This window comes from Sodalis sp. RH14, from assembly GCF_047324285.1.
GTDB lineage: Bacteria > Pseudomonadota > Gammaproteobacteria > Enterobacterales > Enterobacteriaceae > Acerihabitans.
In genome coordinates, this window is record NZ_CP178739.1 from 1,364,467 (window position 1) to 1,384,462 (window position 19,996).

At 59.9% G+C, this 19,996-nt stretch carries 19 protein-coding genes; 11 read left to right on the plus strand and 8 right to left on the minus strand.

The window, feature by feature from the left end; genetic code table 11:
• Positions 1–112: 112 nt before the first annotated feature.
• Entirely contained in the window at positions 113–343 is a 231-nt protein-coding gene (locus ACL2XQ_RS06100) for a hypothetical protein (protein ID WP_413740143.1), read from the minus strand.
• A 361-nt stretch (positions 344–704) separates the two neighbouring features.
• Here ACL2XQ_RS06100 and ACL2XQ_RS06105 point away from each other — a divergent pair, with 361 nt between their 5' ends.
• From ACL2XQ_RS06105 to modC, 5 genes are all read left to right on the plus strand, one after another.
• On the plus strand, positions 705–986 hold the full coding sequence (locus ACL2XQ_RS06105; protein WP_413722327.1) for a hypothetical protein: 282 nt from the start codon (positions 705–707) through the stop codon (positions 984–986).
• A gap of 241 nt (positions 987–1,227) precedes the next feature.
• A complete protein-coding gene (ddlA, locus tag ACL2XQ_RS06110; RefSeq protein WP_413722328.1) occupies positions 1,228–2,337 on the plus strand; it encodes a D-alanine--D-alanine ligase in 1,110 nt (369 codons plus the stop codon).
• 148 nt (positions 2,338–2,485) lie between these two features.
• On the plus strand, positions 2,486–3,280 hold the full coding sequence (modA, locus tag ACL2XQ_RS06115) for a molybdate ABC transporter substrate-binding protein (protein WP_410016017.1): 795 nt from the start codon (positions 2,486–2,488) through the stop codon (positions 3,278–3,280).
• Positions 3,280–3,969: a molybdate ABC transporter permease subunit gene (gene modB / locus ACL2XQ_RS06120; protein ID WP_410016016.1), complete on the plus strand. Its 690-nt coding sequence runs from the start codon at positions 3,280–3,282 to the stop codon at positions 3,967–3,969. The genes modA and modB overlap by 1 nt, the downstream gene beginning before the upstream one ends.
• Positions 3,969–5,027: a molybdenum ABC transporter ATP-binding protein ModC gene (modC, locus tag ACL2XQ_RS06125; RefSeq protein ID WP_410016015.1), complete on the plus strand. Its 1,059-nt coding sequence runs from the start codon at positions 3,969–3,971 to the stop codon at positions 5,025–5,027. Before modB ends, modC begins: the two co-directional genes overlap by 1 nt.
• 96 nt (positions 5,028–5,123) lie before the next feature.
• Here modC and ACL2XQ_RS06130 read toward each other — a convergent pair whose 3' ends face one another.
• The gene (locus tag ACL2XQ_RS06130; RefSeq protein WP_413722330.1) at positions 5,124–5,945 is read right to left on the minus strand and encodes a pyridoxal phosphatase; all 822 of its coding nucleotides are present in this window, start codon (positions 5,943–5,945) and stop codon (positions 5,124–5,126) included.
• Positions 5,946–6,122: 177 nt separating this feature from the next.
• Here ACL2XQ_RS06130 and pgl point away from each other — a divergent pair, with 177 nt between their 5' ends.
• Entirely contained in the window at positions 6,123–7,118 is a 996-nt protein-coding gene (gene pgl / locus ACL2XQ_RS06135; protein ID WP_410016013.1) for a 6-phosphogluconolactonase, read from the plus strand.
• Between the two features lie 516 nt (positions 7,119–7,634).
• Here pgl and ACL2XQ_RS06140 read toward each other — a convergent pair.
• The 4 genes from ACL2XQ_RS06140 to bioA form a co-directional block, all read right to left on the minus strand.
• A complete protein-coding gene (locus tag ACL2XQ_RS06140) occupies positions 7,635–8,117 on the minus strand; it encodes a kinase inhibitor (protein ID WP_410016012.1) in 483 nt (160 codons plus the stop codon).
• A gap of 12 nt (positions 8,118–8,129) precedes the next feature.
• A complete protein-coding gene (locus ACL2XQ_RS06145) occupies positions 8,130–8,810 on the minus strand; it encodes a type 1 glutamine amidotransferase domain-containing protein (protein WP_410016011.1) in 681 nt (226 codons plus the stop codon).
• A 55-nt stretch (positions 8,811–8,865) separates the two neighbouring features.
• Positions 8,866–9,909, minus strand: a complete 1,044-nt coding sequence (locus tag ACL2XQ_RS06150; protein ID WP_410016010.1) for an NADP-dependent oxidoreductase — start codon at positions 9,907–9,909, stop codon at positions 8,866–8,868.
• Between the two features lie 102 nt (positions 9,910–10,011).
• Positions 10,012–11,298, minus strand: a complete 1,287-nt coding sequence (gene bioA / locus ACL2XQ_RS06155) for an adenosylmethionine--8-amino-7-oxononanoate transaminase (protein ID WP_413740144.1) — start codon at positions 11,296–11,298, stop codon at positions 10,012–10,014.
• Between the two features lie 103 nt (positions 11,299–11,401).
• Between bioA and bioB the strand changes: the two genes are divergently transcribed.
• From bioB to bioD, 4 genes are read left to right on the plus strand one after another with little or no spacing between them, the layout of a single operon-like run.
• Positions 11,402–12,439: a biotin synthase BioB gene (gene bioB, locus ACL2XQ_RS06160; RefSeq protein ID WP_413722332.1), complete on the plus strand. Its 1,038-nt coding sequence runs from the start codon at positions 11,402–11,404 to the stop codon at positions 12,437–12,439.
• Positions 12,439–13,596, plus strand: coding sequence for an 8-amino-7-oxononanoate synthase (gene bioF / locus ACL2XQ_RS06165; RefSeq protein WP_413722333.1), 1,158 nt, complete (start codon positions 12,439–12,441; stop codon positions 13,594–13,596). Before bioB ends, bioF begins: the two co-directional genes overlap by 1 nt.
• On the plus strand, positions 13,577–14,335 hold the full coding sequence (bioC, locus tag ACL2XQ_RS06170) for a malonyl-ACP O-methyltransferase BioC (protein ID WP_413740145.1): 759 nt from the start codon (positions 13,577–13,579) through the stop codon (positions 14,333–14,335). Before bioF ends, bioC begins: the two co-directional genes overlap by 20 nt.
• Positions 14,336–14,340: 5 nt before the next feature.
• Positions 14,341–15,078 carry a dethiobiotin synthase gene (gene bioD, locus ACL2XQ_RS06175; protein WP_413740146.1) on the plus strand — a complete coding sequence of 246 codons (738 nt, stop codon included), beginning with the start codon at positions 14,341–14,343 and terminating at the stop codon, positions 15,076–15,078.
• Positions 15,079–15,192: 114 nt separating this feature from the next.
• On the opposite strand, the gene ACL2XQ_RS06180 is transcribed toward bioD, so the two are convergent.
• On the minus strand, positions 15,193–15,903 hold the full coding sequence (locus tag ACL2XQ_RS06180) for an ATP-binding cassette domain-containing protein (protein ID WP_410016004.1): 711 nt from the start codon (positions 15,901–15,903) through the stop codon (positions 15,193–15,195).
• An 894-nt stretch (positions 15,904–16,797) separates the two neighbouring features.
• On the opposite strand from ACL2XQ_RS06180, the gene uvrB reads away from it, so the two are divergent.
• Positions 16,798–18,807 (plus strand): excinuclease ABC subunit UvrB, encoded by a 2,010-nt coding sequence (gene uvrB / locus ACL2XQ_RS06185; protein WP_410016003.1) that lies wholly within the window; start codon positions 16,798–16,800, stop codon positions 18,805–18,807.
• Between the two features lie 14 nt (positions 18,808–18,821).
• Here the strand turns inward: uvrB and yvcK are convergent, their stop codons facing one another.
• Positions 18,822–19,733 (minus strand): uridine diphosphate-N-acetylglucosamine-binding protein YvcK, encoded by a 912-nt coding sequence (gene yvcK, locus ACL2XQ_RS06190; RefSeq protein WP_413740147.1) that lies wholly within the window; start codon positions 19,731–19,733, stop codon positions 18,822–18,824.
• Between the last annotated feature and the right edge of the window lie 263 nt (positions 19,734–19,996).

Consider the following 19,996-nt stretch of genomic DNA (forward strand, 5'->3'; position numbering starts at 1 on the left):
GCGGTGAGCCTGTTTTGCCAATAAAGCCCCGTTTCGGGGCTTTTTCATGCCGGTTTATCAATGAAGTTATTATCGGTAACCCGAAAGCATCTACGTATCTGTTGTTCTTTATTTATTGTGCGGGATTGCCTGGAAGAGAGTTAAGGATATTTTCTTTTAGGTGTATGCCGCCGGTGGCGCCTGTATCAATAAGTAAGTGATGGATGACTTCACCGTTTATATTTAATGTAGTTAATGGCTCACAAATATTACTAAATATGATATTGCTTTTTACAGCATAACACGCAGGCGCAGTTAACATTATTACCATGAGTAAGGATGATCTTAAAGCGGTATTCATCATTTTCTATTCCTAAATGCGTTGCCAGTACTTCAATACTAATGCCCATTTCATTCAGTGTTCGTCGGGACCATGCGCCATTTTTTCTATGCTTTAGTCTAGGCGCTCGGTAGATTTTCTTTTTCGTTAAACATTCATTTAAGATTCAGTGATAGTATCATTTTTGAACGAAGCATGATTTTAGCGTATGCAATAGCGACGTTAACGAAACAGAAATAAAATATTCTTAATCATTCGTTGACCAGTTTCGTTAATTGTATGGTGTGAAATTCTTTGATTAGCAATATATCTGGGAAACATAATAATGGTTAGCCAGCACTCTTTCGAGGAAATAAAGAACGCGATTTTTTCAATTTCCGGACATATGGGAATCGATCAGACTGAGCTGCTTAATGCCCGGGACGATCAACATGCCGATGAGATCTTTAATGAACGCCTGACGCGCCTTCTCGCCAGCTATGCCGATGCCAGGCTTGCCGCGCGGCGCAATGATCGCGCGATGCTCAAAACATCGCTATTGCAGGCCAAGCTGCGCACTATGTCGTTAACCACCTTCTTTACCGCCCTGGAAGATGACTGCATTGCCCTGTTGTCCTTATGCGATGCCGCCGCTATACCCGCCGGTCAGGATGTCGACGCGGTATAAGGTTACAACCGCCATAAACGCGGCGAAATAAGTTGTTTCCGGCGAGAAATAACACGGTGAGATTCATATTGAACAGACCGGCCATCAGCCATTGACAATGCGGGGTTCCCGCCTAATTCGCGTCGAAAATGGTATCGCGGCACCTGTTTACCCTTCAAGTCCATCCCAGGCTTTACTTGCACACTTTCGGCTAATACTCTGTTGGCGTTGAAGTGATGTTTTAACGATCAAAGAGGATGTGATGGAACAAGCGGAAAAGGGCAAACAACGGCTGGCGGTGCTATTCGGCGGGCAATCCACCGAACACGAAGTCTCGTTACGGTCGTCCATTAACGTGATTAATGCGGTCGACAGGCACAAATTTGATCTGACATTAATCGGTGTCGATAAGCGTGGCCGGTGGACCCTGTGCAATGAAGCCGATTACCTGCTTTATCCCGACGACCCGGCGCGGATAAAACTGGCTCCCTCGGCCCGTTATCTGGCGGTGGTGCCGGGGCAAAACGCCGCGCAGCTGATTGATATCACCAGCGGCGAAGCGCTGCCCGCCATTGATGTGGCTTTTTCCGTGCTGCACGGCGGCGCCGGCGAGGATGGATCCATCCAGGGATTGCTGCGGGTTCTGGGCGTGCCCTTTGTCGGGCCGGATGTTCTGGGTTCCGCGGTCTGCATGGATAAAGACATGACCAAACGCGTGCTGCGCGACGCGGGCCTGCCGGTGACCCCGTCGGTCACGCTCCACCGCACCGATTCCGCCACGGCGGACTTTGATGCTATTGTGGGACAGCTGGGGCTGCCGCTGTTTATCAAGCCGGCCAGCCAGGGATCCTCGGTTGGCGTCAGCAAGGTCGTGGATGCCGCCGGATTCCGGCAAGCGCTGATTATGGCCTTTGCCTTTGATCACAAGGTCCTGGTTGAAACGGCTATCGATGGGCGTGAAATCGAGACGGCGGTATTGGGCAACGACACCCCCGCCGTCAGCGTCTGCGGCGAGATTGTCGCCAATGACGAATTTTATGCCTACGATACTAAATACCTCAAGGGCGGACAGGCGGAACTGGAGATACCGGCGCAGCTGGATAGCGCCGTTAGCGATGAAATACGCCTGATCGCCCAGGCCGCCTTCCGGGTGCTGGGCTGCGCGGTCATGGCCCGGGTGGATTTTTTCCTGACGCGGGAGCAGGAGATCATCATCAATGAAGTGAATACCATCCCCGGTTTTACCTCCATCAGCATGTATCCAAAATTATGGGAAGCCAGCGGGCTGGGTTATCCGCAACTGGTGGATAAACTGATTACCCTGGCGCTGGATCGCGCCCGGGACGCGGCCGCTATCAAAACCGACCGATAGTCACTTCTTCCCGCGGTGTTCCGGGCCAGGGCACCGCGGCGCGTTTTTTTTCGCCTGCCGTAACCTTTCATTAATCCCTACAATAACTAATGACAAAAGTGATCGTGCGTTATATTATTTTTTGCATAACGATCATTCAAGGTGAGCTATGACTACTTTACGTTCTAAATGGATTGCCGGTGCGGCATTTACCGCGGCGCTGAGTGTGCAGTTGCTGGGCTTTCAGGCGCTGGCCGCGCCGGCGGCGGATAAAGTCACGGTATTTGCCGCCGCGTCGCTGACCAATGCCTTGCAGGATATCGCCAAAAATTATCAACGGGATCATAAAGTCGAGATCGTTTCGTCTTTTGCCTCTTCCTCTACGCTGGCGCGCCAGATAGAGCAGGGCGCGCCGGCCAACATGTTTATCTCCGCCGACCAGCAGTGGATGGACTACGCGCAGAATAAACAACAGATTGTCACCGATACCCGCTATACCCTGCTGGGTAACGAACTGGTGCTGGTGGCGCCGACATCAAGCGCCCTCAAGCCGTTCACCATCGATAAAAAGACCGACTGGACATCGTTGCTGAAGGGACAGAAACTGGCGGTTGGCGATCCGGATCATGTGCCGGCGGGCATTTATGCCAAGGAAGCCTTGCAGAACCTGGGCGCCTGGGATCAGCTGTCGCCGGTGATGGCCCGCGCCAGCGACGTACGCGGCGCATTAGCGCTGGTTGAACGTGGGGAAGCGCCGTTGGGTATCGTCTATGGCTCGGATGCGCTTTCCAGTAAAGGGGTTAAAGTCGTGGCCACGTTCCCGAAAGACAGCCATAAACCGGTGGAATATCCCATGGCGCTGATCAAGGATAACGCCACGCCGGCGGCCAAGGCCTTTTATGACTACCTGAAAACCCCGGCGGCATCGGCGGTGTTTAAACAGAACGGCTTTACCCCGAGATAATGCCGCTGACCGAGTACGAGTGGCAGGCGGTTGCCTTAAGTCTGCAAGTATCGCTCCTGGCGGTTGCCTGCAGCTTGCCTTTTGGCATTCTGATGGCGTGGATACTGGTGCGCTGGCGCTTTCCCGGCAAGGCGTTGCTGGACGGTATTATCCATTTGCCGTTGGTGCTGCCGCCGGTGGTGATCGGTTATCTGCTGCTTATCGCGCTCGGGCGCCGGGGTTTTATCGGCGCATGGCTGTATCAGCTTACGGGTTTCAGTTTTAGTTTCAGCTGGCGCGGCGCGGCCCTGGCCTCGGCGGTGGTGGCGTTCCCTTTGATGGTGCGTGCCATCCGCATGTCGCTCGAGGCCATCGATCTGCGGCTGGAGCAGGCGGCCCGTACCTTGGGCGCCGGCCCTTGGCGGGTGTTTTTCACTATTACGCTGCCGCTATCCTTTCCCGGTATCGTTGTAGGGACGGTACTGGCTTTTGCCCGATCGCTCGGCGAGTTTGGTGCCACCATCACCTTTGTTTCCAATATCCCCGGGGAAACCCGCACCATTCCACTGGCCATGTATACGCTCATTGAAACGCCCGGCGCGGAAGCGGCGGCGGGACGTCTGTGCGTATTGGCCATTATTCTGTCGCTGGTGTCGCTGCTTGTCGCCGATTGGCTGGCCAAATGGGGCCGCAGGCGGCTGGGGGGCTGATGCTCGAGATCGATATTAGCCAACGGCTCGGCGAGGCTACCCTCGCGGTCAAGGCCGACGTACCCGCCAGCGGCATTACCGCTGTGTTTGGCGTTTCCGGCGCCGGCAAGACCTCGCTGATCAATGCCGTGGCGGGCCTGACGCGCCCGCAGCGCGGGCATATCATCCTTAACGGACGCACCCTGTTTTCCTCCGAACGGCGCATTGCCCTGCCGCCGGAGAAGCGGCGGATCGGCTATGTTTTCCAGGACGGCCGGCTATTTCCACACTATCGGGTGCGCGGCAATTTGTTTTACGGCATGGCGGCTTCGATGCGCCCGGAGTTCGACGCCATTATTTCATTGCTGGGCATCGGTCATCTGCTGGGACGTTTTCCCCTCACGCTTTCCGGCGGCGAAAAACAGCGGGTCGCCATCGGCCGCGCGCTGCTGAGCGCGCCGGAAATACTGTTGATGGATGAGCCGCTGGCGTCGCTGGATTTGCCGCGTAAGCGCGAGCTGTTGCCTTACCTGGAGCGTTTGGCCGTCAAGGTGAAAATCCCGATCCTGTATGTGACCCACAGCATGGAGGAAATTTTGCAATTGGCGGAACGCGTGCTGATCCTGGATAACGGCCAGTTGAAAGCCTTCGGCAGCCTGGAGACGGTATGGGCCAGCAGCGCGCTGCGGCCCTGGCTGCCGCGCGAAGAGCAAAGCAGCGTGCTGGAGGTCAGGGTGGATGAGCAGCATCCGGACTACGCCATGACCGCCCTGTCGCTCGGCCGGGAGCGGCTGTGGGTGGGCAGGGTGGCGTTGCCGCCAGGCAGCGCGCTGCGCATTCGTGTCGCCGCCACCGATATTTCCCTGGTGATGGCGCCGCCCGCGCGCAGCAGTATCCGCAACATCCTGCCCGCCACCGTGCGCGAATGCCTGACGGTGGGAGACCAAATTGAGGTACGCCTGGAAATCGACGGCCATACGCTTTGGGCGCGGATCAGTCCCTGGGCCAGGGACGAACTGGCGCTAGCCCCGGGCATGGCGCTTTATGCGCAGATCAAAAGCGTATCGATCAACGCGTAAATACGGCCGCGCCCCTTTCCTGTCCGGCCCATGGCCCCCGGACGGGAATGACCCGGCGTCGCGTGATGACGCTGTCCGGTTTAACCGTCCGCTGCGTTAACCCAGTACCCGCTGGTAGATGAAATCGGCGATGGCCGTGGATTCATTATCGCCGATAGTGACGTCGGCCCGCGCCTTGATGGCGTCATCGCTGTTGCCCATCGCCACGCCCAGGCCCGCGGCTTCCAACATGCTCAGATCGTTATAATTGTCGCCAAACGCAATGACCTGATCCATGCTCCATCCTTGGGATTCCACCCACTGCTGCAACAGCTTGCCTTTGCTATTGCCCGTTTGGGCGATATCCACCTGATCGTGCCAGGACCATTCGCAGGCCAGCCCCATTTCCTGCTCCACCACCCCGGCGAAGGCGCGAAGCTTTACCGTATCCGGATAGGAGGTGGCGAATTTCCAGATGGCGTTTGCCTCTTCAGCCGCCGCGAACAGGCTGTCCACCTGCAGCAGGTTCGGCCGTTGCGCCTCCGGCAGGGTAGCGGCCCAGGCCTGCGAACGGATCACGTGATCGCTGGGTTGTTCGTAGATCATCGCGTCATCCACGTAAATCAAGCCATGGATATCATATTGCTTCAGCAGTTCCAGCACCCGCCGGGCCTGAGCTTTCTCAAGGGGGTTGGCGGTGATGACTTTTTTTTGCTGGTAATCATAGAGATAGGTGCCGTTACAGCATATGGCGGGAGTGCTAATCTTCAGCGCCTGGTAGAAAGGATGGATTGCCACGTGATGGCGGCCGGTCACCACCACCACCTCCATCCCCGCCGCACGGGCATCATTCAGGGCCTTAAGCGATTGCGGCAGAATTCTTTTTTGTCGATCCAACAAGGTACCGTCAAGATCCAGGGCTATTACGCGATAGGTCATAGTTTTCTCATTATGCGGATAAGTAAAGTCATGCCAGATGGTACACCGTAAGCCAGGTGACGAAAACCGTGAAAAATGTCGGTGGATAACAAACAACAACAGTGAGATGCTAACCGGAGAGCCCATTATTCACCTATTATCAATGCTCAAGGCGCTAATGCAAATAAAGGAGAACCCATGAAGCAGATCGTCTATGTTGCCAGTCCCGAAAGTCAGCAGCTGCATGTCTGGCAAATGGATCAGGAGGGCCAGTTGAGCCTGCTGCAGGTGGTTGACACCCCGGGGCAGGGACAGCCGATGGCGATAAACCCGGCTAAAACCCATCTCTACCTCGGCGTGCGTCCTGATTTTGGTGTCGTCAGTTACCACATCGATGAACAGGGCCTGTTGACCGAGGCCGCTATGGCGCCGCTGCCCGGCAGCCCCACCCATCTGAGCACCGATCGCCAGGGGCGTTTTCTGTTCTGCGCCTCCTACAGCAAAAGCTGCGTCAGCGTCAGCCCCATCGATGAAAACGGCATCGCCGGCGCGCCGCTGCAGGTATTGGACGACCTGGTTAATTGCCATTCCGCCAATGTCGATCCGACCAACCGGATTTTATGGGTGCCTTGCCTGAAGGAAGATCGCATCCGCCTGTTTGATATCGCGGCCTCGGGCCAGCTGCAGCCGCGCCGGCCCGAGGCGGTGAACACGGTCAGCGGCGCCGGACCGCGCCACATGGTGTTCCATCCCCACCGCCCCTATGCCTACTGCCTCAATGAGCTGAACAGCTCGGTCAACGTCTATGCCCTGGATGATGCGGGAAACACGCCGCGTATTATCCAGACGCTGGATCTGATGCCGCCGGGATTCGCCGATACCCGCTGGGCGGCGGATATCCATATCACCCCGGACGGACGTTACCTGTTTGGCTGCGATCGCACCGCCAGCGTCATCACCCGTTTTGCGGTATCGGAAGACGGCAGCACCCTGGATGTGCTGGGCTACCAGCCCACCGAAACCCAGCCGCGCGGCTTTAATATCGATGCCGCAGGCCGCTTCCTGGTCGCCGCCGGGCAGAAATCGGGGCATATCGGAGTCTATCGCATCGAAGGCGATACCGGCGGGTTAACGCCGCTGGCGCGCTACCCGGTGGGGCAGGGACCGATGTGGGTGTCGATCCTCGAACGCTAATCCCAGCGTGTTGAAGACAGCGTGCCCCATGGCGCGGCAGGCCCGTTAACACCGCACCTAAGGCCGACGTGTTCAAGGGAGAGCGCGCCAATGGGGTGGAATCGGGCGTGGTTTTCCCGCCCGACCGAGGCCCCATGGCGCGGCAGGCCCGTTAACACCGTACCTAAGGCCGACGTGTTCAAGGGAGAGCGCGCCAAAGGGGTTGAATCGGGCGTGGTTTTCCCGCCCGACCGAGGCCCCATGGCGCGGTAGGCCCGTTAACACCGCACCTAAGGCCGATGTGTTCAAGGGAGAGCGCGCCAATGGGGTTGAATCGGGCGTGGTTTTTCGCCCGACCGAGGCCCCATGGCGCGGCAGGCCCGTTAACACCGCTACCTAAGGCCGACGTGTTCAAGGGAGAGCGCGCCAATGGGGTGGAATCGGGCGTGGTTTTCCCGCCCGACCGAGGCCCCATGGCGCGGCAGGCCCGTTAACACCGCTACCTAAGGCCGACGTGTTCAAGGGAGCACGCGCCCGCTAATTATATGTGACGGTCAGCGACGCCTTGCCCAATGAATGGAAATGCACGTTAAACCCCACCACTGCGCCGCTGGCGTGCTCATCCACCTCAATGCTCTCAACGTCCAGCGCGTGTACGCTAAACTGATAACGATGGGTATCGCCCTGCGGCGGCGCCGCGCCGCCATAACCCGCTTTACCGAAATCGGTACGACACTGTACCGCCCCGGCCGGCAGGTTCACCAGCCCGGACCCGGCCCCCTGCGGCAGCGCCCGGGTATCGGCCGGCAGATTGGCCACCAGCCAATGCCACCAGCCGGAGCCGGTAGGCGCATCGGGATCGTAAACGGTAATCACAAAACTCTTGGTTCCCTCGGGCGCGCCGTCCCAGGCCAGATGAGGCGAGATATTCTCGCCGCTATAGCCCATGCCGTTAAACACATGGCGCTCAGGCATCTTTTCGCCATCCCGCAGATCGTTACTGCGTAACGTAAAAGCCATATCCGCTCCTTATCAGCAATTTAGCAATTTTAATACATTCTGCGCAGTGGCCGCCGACGAGCCGGGATTCTGGCCGGTGACCAGATGGCCGTCTATAACCGACAATGACTGCCAATCGTCGACCTTCTGGTAATCGCCGCCCAGCCGTTTAAGCTCATCCTCCACCAGGAACGGCACCACCTTGGTTAACTGCACCGCTTCTTCCTCGCTATTGCTAAAACCGGTTACCCGTTTCCCCGCCACCAGCGGGGTGCCGTCCGGCTTTTTAACATGGCGCAAGACGCCGGGCGCATGGCAGACAGCGCCTACCGGTTTACCGGCGGCAAAGGTATTTTCAATCAGGGCAATCGAATGCCGATCTTCCGCCAGATCCCACAGCGGGCCATGGCCGCCGGGATAAAATACCGCGTCAAAATCCGCCGCGTCCAACGTATCGAGTTTCACCGTATTCGCCAAGGCCTGCTGGGCCGCGCGATCGGTACGGAAACGCTCGGTATCCTGGGTCTGGGCGTCGGCGTCGTCACTTTTGGGATCAAGCGGCGGCTGTCCGCCCTTGGGCGAGGCCAGGGTAATCTCGATACCTGCGTCGTGGAAAATATAATACGGTGCCACCAGCTCTTCGAGCCAGAAACCGGTGGGCTTGCCGGTATCGCCCAATTTATCGTGCGAAGTCAGGACTATTGCAACTTTCATCGATTATCTCCGTCGTTGGGTCATCGTAATAAGAAGGGGCGTTCAAGTAAAAACGCTATGGCCGATCGCTACCCACCCGCACCACCAGCTTGCCGAAGTTCTTGCCCTCCAACAAGCCGATAAAGGCCTGCGGCGCTTGCTCCAGCCCATCGACGATGTCCTCGCGCATCCGCACCTTGCCTTCGCTCACCCAAGGCCCCATCGCCTGGATAAATTCGTCGTAACGGTGGCCGTAGTCCAGGGTAATGATATACCCCTGCATCCGTATGCGTTTGCGCAACAGCAGCGCCTGTAAATAGGGCAGGCGATCCTTGCCGTCGGGCAAGTTTTGCATATTGTAGTTGGCAATCAGCCCGCACAATGGGATACGGGCGGAGGTATTGAGCAGTGGCAGCACCGCATCGAACACCGCGCCGCCGACGTTCTCGAAATAAATATCGATGCCGTCCGGGCAGGCCCGCGCCAGCTGGCCGGCGAAATCCGCGTCGCGGCGATCGAGGCAGACGTCAAATCCCAGCGTCTCCACCGCGTAGCGGCATTTATCCTTGCCGCCGGCGATACCCACCGTGCGGCAGCCCTTCAGCCGCGCCACCTGGCCGACCACCGAGCCTACCGCGCCGCTGGCGGCGGCCACCACCAGTGTTTCGCCGGCTTTAGGCTGGCCGATATCCATCAGGCCCATATAGGCGGTAAAACCGGGCATACCCAGCACGCCCAGCGCCCATGAGGGATGCTCCAGAAGATCGCCCTGAAGCTTTTTTACGTCGCTGCCGTCGGTCAGGGCATAATCCTGCCAGCCGCTGTAGCTCAGCACCCACTCACCGGGCACAAAATCAGGATGGTTGCTGGCCTCGACGCGCGCCACCGTACCGGCGCCCATCACCGCGTCCAGCGCCACCGGCGCCGAGTAGGATTCGGCGTCGTTCATCCGCCCGCGCATATAGGGATCGAGCGACAAATAAACGGTGCGCAGCAGCACCTGACCCGCGCCCGGCTGCGGTACCGCGGCGGTTTCCAGACGGAAATTATCCGGCACCGGCGCGCCCGCCGGACGGGAGGCTAGGACAATGCGCCGGTTGATGTGTTTATTCTGGTTCATCTGATTTCCCTGTTTTCTTGTTTAAAGACATCAGGCCAAGTGTTGATCATAGTGCATGGTCCCTTAGCCTGCTCAGCCGGCCGCCCTTATCATCAGGGGCACTCAGGCGGAAAAATGGGCCGGTTCGTCCAGCGACGCGGCAAGCGCGCTTATCAGCTGGGACAGCTGTCGTTCTGGCATAATATAGGGCGGCATCAGATAAATTAAGCGGCCAAACGGGCGGATCCACACGCCGCGGTCGACAAAAAAGCGCTGCAGCGCCGCCATATTAACCGGCGAACGCGTTTCAACCACGCCGATGGCGCCCAGCACCCGCGCATCGATCACCTGCGGATGGTCACGCAACGGCAGCAGCCCCGCCTGCAGTTGCCGTTCAATCGCCGCCACCTGCGCCGGCCAATCGCCTTGTTCCAGCAGCGCCAGGCTGGCGTTGGCGGCGGCGCAGGCCAGCGGATTGGCCATAAAAGTCGGGCCATGCATAAAACAGCCCGCCTCGCCGTTGCTGATGGTATCGGCTACCGCGCGGGTGGCCAGGGTGGCGGACAGGGTCAGGTAACCGCCGGTCAACGCTTTGCCCAGGCACATGATATCCGGCGCGACGCCGGCATGCTCACAGGCGAACAGCTTGCCGGTGCGGCCGAAACCGGTGGCAATCTCATCGGCGATCAGCAGCGTATCGTAGCGATCGCACAGTTCACGCACCCGCCGCAGGTAGGTGGGATGATAAAATCGCATGCCCCCGGCGCCCTGCACTATGGGTTCCAGGATCACCGCCGCCGGCCGTTCCCCGCCGGCCAGCAGGGCGGCAAGCTCATCGGCATCCTCTTCCCGCCACGCTTCGCCAAAACGGCACTGCGGCGCCGCGACAAAAGAATGTTGCGGCAGGTAACCCTGGTATAGCCGGTGCATGGACGTCTGCGGATCGCACACCGACATGGCGCCGAAGGTATCGCCATGATAGCCCCGGCGCAGGGTCACCAGGTGTTTGCGGCGCTCGCCCCGCGCCTGCCAGTATTGCAGCGCCATCTTAATCGCCACCTCCACCGCCACCGAGCCGGAATCCGCCAGGAATACACATTCCAGAGGCGCGGGCGTCATGGCGACCAGGCGACGGCAAAGCGCCACGGCCTGCGGGTGGGTAACGCCGCCGAACATCACGTGGGACATCTCCTGCAGCTGTGCGGCTACCGCCTGGTTGATGGCCGGATGGTTATAGCCATGGATCGCCGCCCACCAGGAGGACATGCCGTCCACCAGCCGGCGGCCGTCGGCAAGCTCCAGCTCGCAGCCCGCGGCGGCGACGACCGGATACACCGGAAGCGGGTGGGTCATGGAGGTATAGGGATGCCAGATATGGCGTTGGTCGAAAATCAGATCGTCGGCAATCATCAATGAGTTGTAAACCGGAATAGAGAATATTTGGTTGACAGTATAACGGCTTGACTTACACTAGCGAAACTATTTTAAGCCGGTAACGCGAGACGATAACCCCATGCAACATAACCCGCGCTGGACATTGCAGCAGGCCCAGGCTTTGTTTGCCAAACCCTTTATGGATCTTATGTTTGAAGCGCAGACCGTTCACCGCCAGCACTTCGATCCCCATCAAATCCAGGTCAGCACGCTGCTGTCGATCAAAACCGGCGCCTGTCCGGAGGATTGCAAATACTGCCCGCAAAGCGCCCGGTATAATACCGGCCTGGCGGCGGAGCAGCTGATGCAGGTGGAACAGGTGCTGACGTCGGCGCAAAAGGCCAAGGCCGCCGGCTCCACCCGGTTTTGCATGGGCGCGGCCTGGAAAAACCCCCGCGATCGCGATATGCCCTATCTGGAGCAAATGGTGCAGGGCGTCAAGGCCATGGGCATGGAAACCTGCATGACCCTGGGCATGCTCAGCGAAACGCAGGCGCAACGGCTGGCGGCCGCCGGCCTGGATTTCTACAATCATAACCTGGATACGTCGCCGGAATTCTACGGTTCGATCATCACCACCCGTACCTACCAGGATCGCTTGGATACCCTGGATAAAGTGCGCGGCGCGGGCATCAAGGTCTGCTCGGGCGGCATCGTCGGCCTGGGTGAAACCATCGCCGATCGCGCCGGCCTGCTGGTGCAGCTGGCCAACCTGCCGGAGCCGCCGGAAAGCGTGCCGATCAATATGCTGGTTAAGGTCAAGGGAACGCCGCTGGCGGAAAATGATGAAGTCGACGCGTTCGATTTTATCCGTACCATCGCGGTGGCGCGGATCATGATGCCCCGCTCCCATGTACGCCTGTCCGCCGGGCGCGAGCAGATGAGCGAGCAGACCCAGGCGATGTGCTTTATGGCGGGCGCCAATTCCATTTTTTACGGCTGCAAGCTGCTGACCACGCCCAATCCCGGGGAGGATCAGGATCTGGCGCTGTTTCGCAAACTCGGCCTTAATCCGCAGCACCACCACACCGACGCGGGAGATAACCGGCGCCAGCAGCAGCTGGCAGCACAGCTGCTGGCGGCCGATACGCCGCAATTTTACAACGCGGCGCGCTGATGGACTGGGCTGACAAAATCGATCGGGGCCTGCGCGAGCGGCAACAGGCCGATGCCTACCGCAAGCGCCGGGCCGTCGCCGACGGCAATCACCGGCTGCTGGAATACCAGGGGCGCCGCTATCTGAATTTTTCCAGCAACGACTACCTGGGCCTGGCCCGCGATGCGCGGCTGGTCGCCGCCTGGCGCCACGGCGCGGCGCGCCACGGCGTAGGCAGCGGCGGCTCCGGCCATGTCACCGGCCACAGCGCGTGCCACGAGGCGCTGGAGCAACGGCTGGCCGCCTGGCTGGGCTACGAGCGCGCGCTGTTGTTTACCTCCGGCTATGCCGCCAACCAGGGGGCGATCTGCGCGCTGGCGGGCAAGGACGATCAGATCCTGGCGGATAAACTCAGCCATGCCTCCCTGCTGGAAGCCGCGTCGCATGCGCCGGCACAGCTGCGCCGTTTCCAGCATAATGACGCCGGTTCCCTGGCGCGGCTGGCGCAAACCTCGTGCCCGGGCGTGCGGCTGGCCGTCACCGAGGGCGTATTCAGCATGGACGGCGACGGCGCGCCGCTGGCCGCCTTGCACCAGGTTATGGGCGACGCCGGCGGCTGGCTGCTGGTTGACGATGCCCATGGCTTCGGCGTCCTCGGCGAGCAGGGCAGGGGCAGCGCCTGGGCGCAGGGGTGCCATCCGGAACTGCTGGTGGTGACCTTCGGTAAAGCCGCCGGCGTGGGCGGCGCGGCGATATTATGCGCGCAGCCGGTGGCGGAATATCTGCTGCAGTTTGCCCGCCATCTTATCTACAGCACCGCCTTGCCCCCGGCCCAGGTGTGCGCTATCGACGCGTCCCTGGACGCCATCATCGCCGGTGATGCGCTTCGCGCCCGCCTGCAACGCAATATCGACCGGTTCCGCCAGGGCGCCGCCGGGCTGGGTTACCCGCTCGGCCGATCGGACACCGCTATCCAGCCGCTGCTGGTGGGGGATAATCAGCTGGCGCTGCGCCTCAGCGCCAGCCTGCGCGAACAAGGCTGCTGGCTTACCGCCATCCGACCGCCAACGGTGCCGCCGGGCGGCGCCCGGCTGCGCATCACCCTCACCGCCGCGCATCAGGATGCGGATATCGATAAATTACTGGAGGCCCTGGATCATGCACACCGATGCGCATAAAGCGGGCATCGCCCGCGCCTTTAGCCGCGCAGCGGTGGGGTACGAACGCCATGCCGCCCTGCAGCGGGACAGCGGCGAACGTTTGATGGCGCTGCTGGGCGAACAGCCGGGGCGCCGCCTGCTGGATGCCGGCTGCGGCACCGGCTGGTTCAGCCGCCGCTGGCAGGAGGCCGGCAGCCGGGTGGTGGCGCTGGATCTCTCGCCCGCCATGCTCGCCGAGGCGCGGCGTAACCTATCGGCCGCGGCCTACCTGGCCGGCGATATCGAACGTTTGCCGCTGGCCGACGCCTGTGTGGACATCTGCTTTTCCAACCTGGCGGTACAGTGGTGTGACGACCTGCCCCGGGTACTGGCGGAGTTTTATCGGGTCACCCGCCCTGGCGGCCTGATTGCCCTTTCCACGCTGGCCGAGGGATCGCTTGGGGAATTGCAGCAGGCCTGGTCGCAGGTGGACCAGGCGGTCCATATCAACCGCTTCCTGACGGCCGGGGCGATCGAGCGGGCGTTTTCGCCGTACCGCCACCGGCTGAGCGCGGCGCGCCATACCCTGCATTATCCGCATCTGTCGGCGCTGCTGCACGGCCTGAAAGGCGTGGGCGCAGGTTACCTGCGCGGCGGACGCACCCCCGGGCTGACCGGGCGGCAGCGTCTTGTACGTCTGGACGCGGCATGGCAACGGCAATCGGCGGGTTTGCCGCTGAGTTATCAGCTGATCTACGGCCTGATCTATCGGGACTGATTATCATGACGAAACGTTTTTTTATTACCGGCACCGATACCGATATCGGTAAAACCCTGGCTACCTGCGCCTTGCTACAGGCGGCGAAACGGGCCGGATGGCGCGCCGCGGGCTATAAGCCGGTAGCCGCCGGCTGCCGGCAGACCGCCGACGGCGCGCGCAACGACGACGCGCTGGCGTTGCTGGCCGACAGCGGCATCAGCCTGCCCTATGCGCAGGTCAATCCGCTGGCCCTGCTGGCGGCGACCTCGCCCCACCTTGCCTGTAGGGATGAGGGCCGCACCCTTGATCCGGCCGTCATGTCGCAGGGATTGGACCGACTGGCGCGCCAGGCGCAGTGGGTGTTTGTCGAGGGCGCGGGGGGATGGTACACCCCGCTTGGCGACGCCCTGACCTTTGACCAATGGGTGGCGGCCGAGCGTCTGCCGGTGATCCTGGTGGTCGGGCTGAAGCTCGGATGCATTAACCATGCGCTGTTGACGGCGCTGGCGATACGCCAGTGCGGACTGCCCCTGGCGGGGTGGATCGCCAACGATCTCTCGCCAGCGCCGCACCGGCGGGCCGACTACCTGGCGACGCTGCGCCAGCGGCTCGATGCGCCGCTGTTGGGTGAAATACCCTGGCTGGCGGATCCGGGCACGGCTGCGCTTGCGGACTATATCGATCTTGGGCCATTGCTGGCGCGGCACGGCGCGCAGGGGGACGTTAGCGGTACGGACGGGAACGGGGAAGGCAGGAGATGACAAGCACCGCCGGGACGTTAATGGCGCTGAATGTCCCGGCCGTGGGGAAAAACCGCATGATAGCTTGCTGTGAAATGAGGCATAAACCGGCGTCTTATATTCGTCATTGATCTTTTATACGGCAAGATAGGTCTGGATAAGGCTTTCATCCAGCTGATCCAGCGTACCCTGCGCGACGTTACATCCGCCTTCCAGTAAACAAAACCGATCGCCGATGGCCGGCGTAAAGGGCAACTGCTGTTCCACCACCAGCAGCGTCAGGCCGAAATCGCGCTGCAGCCGCCGGATATTAACGCCTATCTCCTCCACGACCGACGGCTGGAAACCCCCGGTAGGCTCATCCAGGATCAGCAGTTCCGGTTCCAGCACCAGCGCGCGGGCAATGGCCAGCTGCTGTTGCCCGCTTTCCGTTAAATCCCCGGCGCGCTGATGGCGCATATTGTGCAGTCCCGGAAACAATTCGTACACCATCGGGGGAACCTGGCGGGTTTTATTGCGGCCCGCCAAGAGGGCGACGCGCAGGTTCTCATCCACGCTCAGCTGCGAAAAGACCTGGCGGCCCTGGGGCACATAACCGATCCCCAGCGCCGCGCGCCGCTCCACCGGATGCTGAAGTAAGTTCAGTTCCGCCTCTCCGGCCTGTTGCCAGGTTACGGTGCCGCTTGAGACCGGCAGATGACCCATGATACAGTTGATTAAAGTGGTCTTGCCGACGCCGTTGCGTCCCAAGACATAGGTACAGTGGCCGGCGGGCAGTTCCATGCTGATGTCCCGCAAGATCTGCTTTGACCCAAAAAACTGATTCACCGCGTGCAAACGTAACATAAGAATCCTTCCTCCCTCTTTTCACTGTTATTTCACATTCATGATGGACGGTATCCTGTCGCTTGCGACTCACGGCTATCCGCCAGGCTTTAGCTCTTGCCAAATTTAGCAAGCAACTATCAGGCCAATCTTGGCGCAGCCGCGCACGAGAGGGGGAGGGGGGAGCATCGGGGCGGGGCGGGGGTACGCCGGCACAGCGAATCCGGGTAGGGCCCGTTGCAACCACGGCCTTTTGCCCGCTCACGGTGCCGGGAAAGTTTTCCATGGTGCAATTCAATAATCCGCGGCTAAACAAGCACTATACCGGTGCGTTAGCGGCTATTTTTGGTTAAAGACATTGACGCATTTGCTGGCAGGCATTAGTCCTTTTTGGCATAAGAAAAGTCTTATTGCAGATGAAAAATAGCTAAAAAAAGCCTCATTTGTCATTTGCCTGTCATCAATGTCGGCATTGCGGAACTCACGCCGCCAGCGGGGCGGTAAGACTTATCCACTATTCCTGTGGATAACCGTGTGCATTAGGTTTAGAAAAGCCCGGCTAGACGAGAGCGGGCGCGGCCTCGTGGAGATTTGCCTGTATTCTCCACGTTTTTTTTAAATGTTATAAATACAAACGCTTAATTAAAATCAAGCGAATTTATAGGAGGCGCATCACCGATGTGTCAAATTGCATCATTAGGTGCCTCTTTATTAATTTCATAACGATTTGTAATAAAATCACCCCTGGTACGATCCTGTCGGATCGAACCGTACCGGCCGATGGGTCAATACTCTTGCACCCTTGAGCGGATAGCGTATTATAATACTGGTTTTGTATCCAGTGCTATCGCGCTGGTAAAATCGCCGCTCTGTTTCCATACTCAAACATGTTCCTCAGCAGGTAGCCCACGAGATATGAGTAAAGCGTTTAAACTGCAGTCAAGTTTCAAGCCGTCCGGCGATCAGCCGGAGGCGATACGTCGTCTGGAGGAAGGCTTGCTGGACGGCCTGGCCCATCAAACGCTGCTGGGGGTAACCGGTTCAGGCAAAACCTTTACCGTGGCCAATGTGATTGCCGATCTGAACCGGCCCACCATGGTGCTGGCGCCTAACAAGACGCTGGCCGCCCAGCTGTATGGGGAAATGAAGGCGTTTTTCCCGGATAACGCGGTGGAATACTTTGTTTCCTATTACGACTATTACCAGCCGGAAGCCTACGTGCCCAGTTCGGATACCTTTATCGAGAAAGACGCCTCGGTGAACGAGCATATCGAGCAGATGCGCTTATCCGCCACCAAGGCCCTGCTGGAGCGGCGCGATGTGATTGTGGTGGCGTCGGTTTCCGCCATCTACGGCCTCGGCGATCCGGACGCCTATCTGAAGATGATGCTGCATCTGACGCGCGGCATGATTATCGATCAGCGCTCTATCCTGCGCCGTTTGTCGGAACTGCAATACACCCGCAACGATCAGGCGTTTCAGCGCGGCACGTTCCGCGTGCGCGGCGAAGTCATCGATATCTTCCCGGCGGAATCCGATGAAGTAGCGCTGCGGGTGGAGCTGTTTGACGACGAAGTCGAGCGCCTGTCGCTGTTTGATCCGCTGACCGGCCAGGTGGATCAGGTGGTTCCGCGCTACACCATCTATCCGAAGACCCACTATGTCACGCCGCGCGAACGCTTGCTGCAGGCGATGGAAGATATCAAGGTCGAACTGGCGGATCGCCGCAAGAACCTGCTGGAAAATAATAAGCTGCTCGAAGAGCAGCGCCTGTCGCAGCGCACGCAGTTTGATTTGGAAATGATGAACGAGCTGGGTTATTGCTCCGGGATTGAAAACTACTCACGCTTTCTTTCCGGACGCGGGCCGGGCGAGCCGCCGCCCACGCTGTTCGATTACCTGCCCGCCGACGGGCTTTTGATCGTTGATGAATCCCATGTCACGATACCGCAAATCGGCGGCATGTACCGCGGCGACCGCGCCCGTAAGGAAACCCTGGTGGAGTATGGCTTTCGGCTGCCCTCCGCCCTGGATAACCGGCCGATGAAATTTGAGGAATTCGCCGCGCTGGCGCCCCAGACCATCTACGTCTCGGCGACGCCGGGCAAATATGAACTGGAAATGTGCGGGGGCGACGTGGTCGATCAGCTGGTGCGGCCGACCGGCCTGCTCGATCCGCTGATCGAAGTACGCCCTGTCACCACCCAGGTGGACGATCTGCTCTCTGAGATCCGTAAACGGGTCTTGATCAACGAGCGGGTACTGGTCACCACCCTGACGAAACGCATGGCGGAAGATTTAACCGAATATCTTGAGGAGCACGGCGAGCGCGTGCGTTATCTGCATTCGGATATCGAAACCGTGGAGCGCGTCGAGATTATCCGCGACTTACGCCTGGGCGAATTTGACGTGCTGGTGGGCATCAACCTGCTGCGCGAAGGGCTCGATATGCCGGAAGTCTCCCTGGTGGCCATCCTGGACGCCGACAAAGAGGGATTCCTGCGCTCCGAGCGTTCGCTTATCCAGACCATTGGCCGCGCCGCGCGCAACCTTAACGGCAAAGCGATCCTGTACGGCGATAAAATTACCCCTTCCATGGCCCGCGCCATTGATGAAACCGAGCGCAGGCGCGTCAAGCAGCACGCCTATAACCAGGAACACGGCATTATTCCCCAGGCGCTCAATAAATCGGTGGCGGATATTATGGAGTTGGGCCAGTCGCCGGCCCACGCCAAGCAGAAAAAACGCAAGGCAATGGAAGCGGCGGCCCATTACGGCGACATGACGCCCAAGGCGCTGGATAAAAAAATCACCGAGCTGGAAGCAAAAATGCAGGCGCACGCGCAAAATCTGGAGTTCGAGGAAGCGGCCAGCGTGCGCGACGAAATCCACGCGCTGCGCGAGCATTTTATCGCCATATCCTGATCGGCCGCGCCGGCTCAGCCCAGCGCCTGCAGGGCGTGGTCCAGCGCCGCGCGCAGCAGAAGACGGTCGTGATGATGGGGCACGTCCGCGGCGGCCAGGGGCTGGCGGATCAGGAGACGATCGCGGATGCCGCTGGTATCGGCGGACGGGCCCGTGACCAGGGCGGCGATGATCGGTTGCCGGCCGATGGCCTGCTCCATCATGGCCAGTTTCTGCTGCAGGCTCATGTTCGCCGCGGCCAGGCTCAGTTCCCGCCCCAGGTTATCGATAAAGACCATGGGCGCCTGGGTCCGGCGCAGCGCCTGGGCTAAATCGGGCAGCAGCAGCAGCGGCATCAGGCTGGTCAGAAAGCTGCCCGGACCTATCAGGATAAGATCCGCCGCCGCAATAGTCTGCAACGCCTCGCGGGTAGCGCTGACCTGCGGGGTAAGCCGCAGGCTGGCGGGGAGTTCGGCCAGCCTGTCCACCGCCATTTCGCCATGGATGGTTTCCCCCGCGCCGGTGATCGCCAGCAGGTCCACCGCCTGCTCCGACATGGGGATTAGCAGGGCGTCCACCTTGAGCATATTGCGGATCAGGTTGATGGCTTCCAGCGGGCGCACGCTCAGGTTATCCAGCGCTTTCAGCATCAGGTTGCCAAGGTTATGGCCGGCCAGTTCACCCTGGCCGTTAAAACGGTATTCAAACATCGCCGCCGCGATGCTGGGTTCTGAAATCAATTGATTGAGGCAATTGCGGGTGTCGCCCCAGGCGATGCCGCCCTCTGACTGGCGTATCCGCCCGGTGGAACCGCCATTGTCGGTGGTAGTGACAATGCCGGTCAGGCGCGACCCCAGCGGGGAAAGGGCGGACATCACCCTGCCGAGGCCATGTCCGCCGCCCAGTGCCACCACCCGATCGAGATCCGCCAGGGTGCGATTACGCATACCTCTCCTTGCAACCACGTGATAAAACCCCCGGCGCCCGCAGGCCAGGTACGCCGCACGCCATGGCCGGTGGTAAGCGCGCCGGCGCCGGGCGGGGTTCTTGTTATGCTAAACATAGCCGATGGCGCGGCAAAAGCGAAATGCCGTCGCCAGATACGGGTTGCGGCTCGCACTATCATGATATTGCCAGGGTAACGACGGAGAGAAAGGCGCATGATTTCAACGCTATATATTTGTTTATATAGCGAAATTTCTCCTTGCGG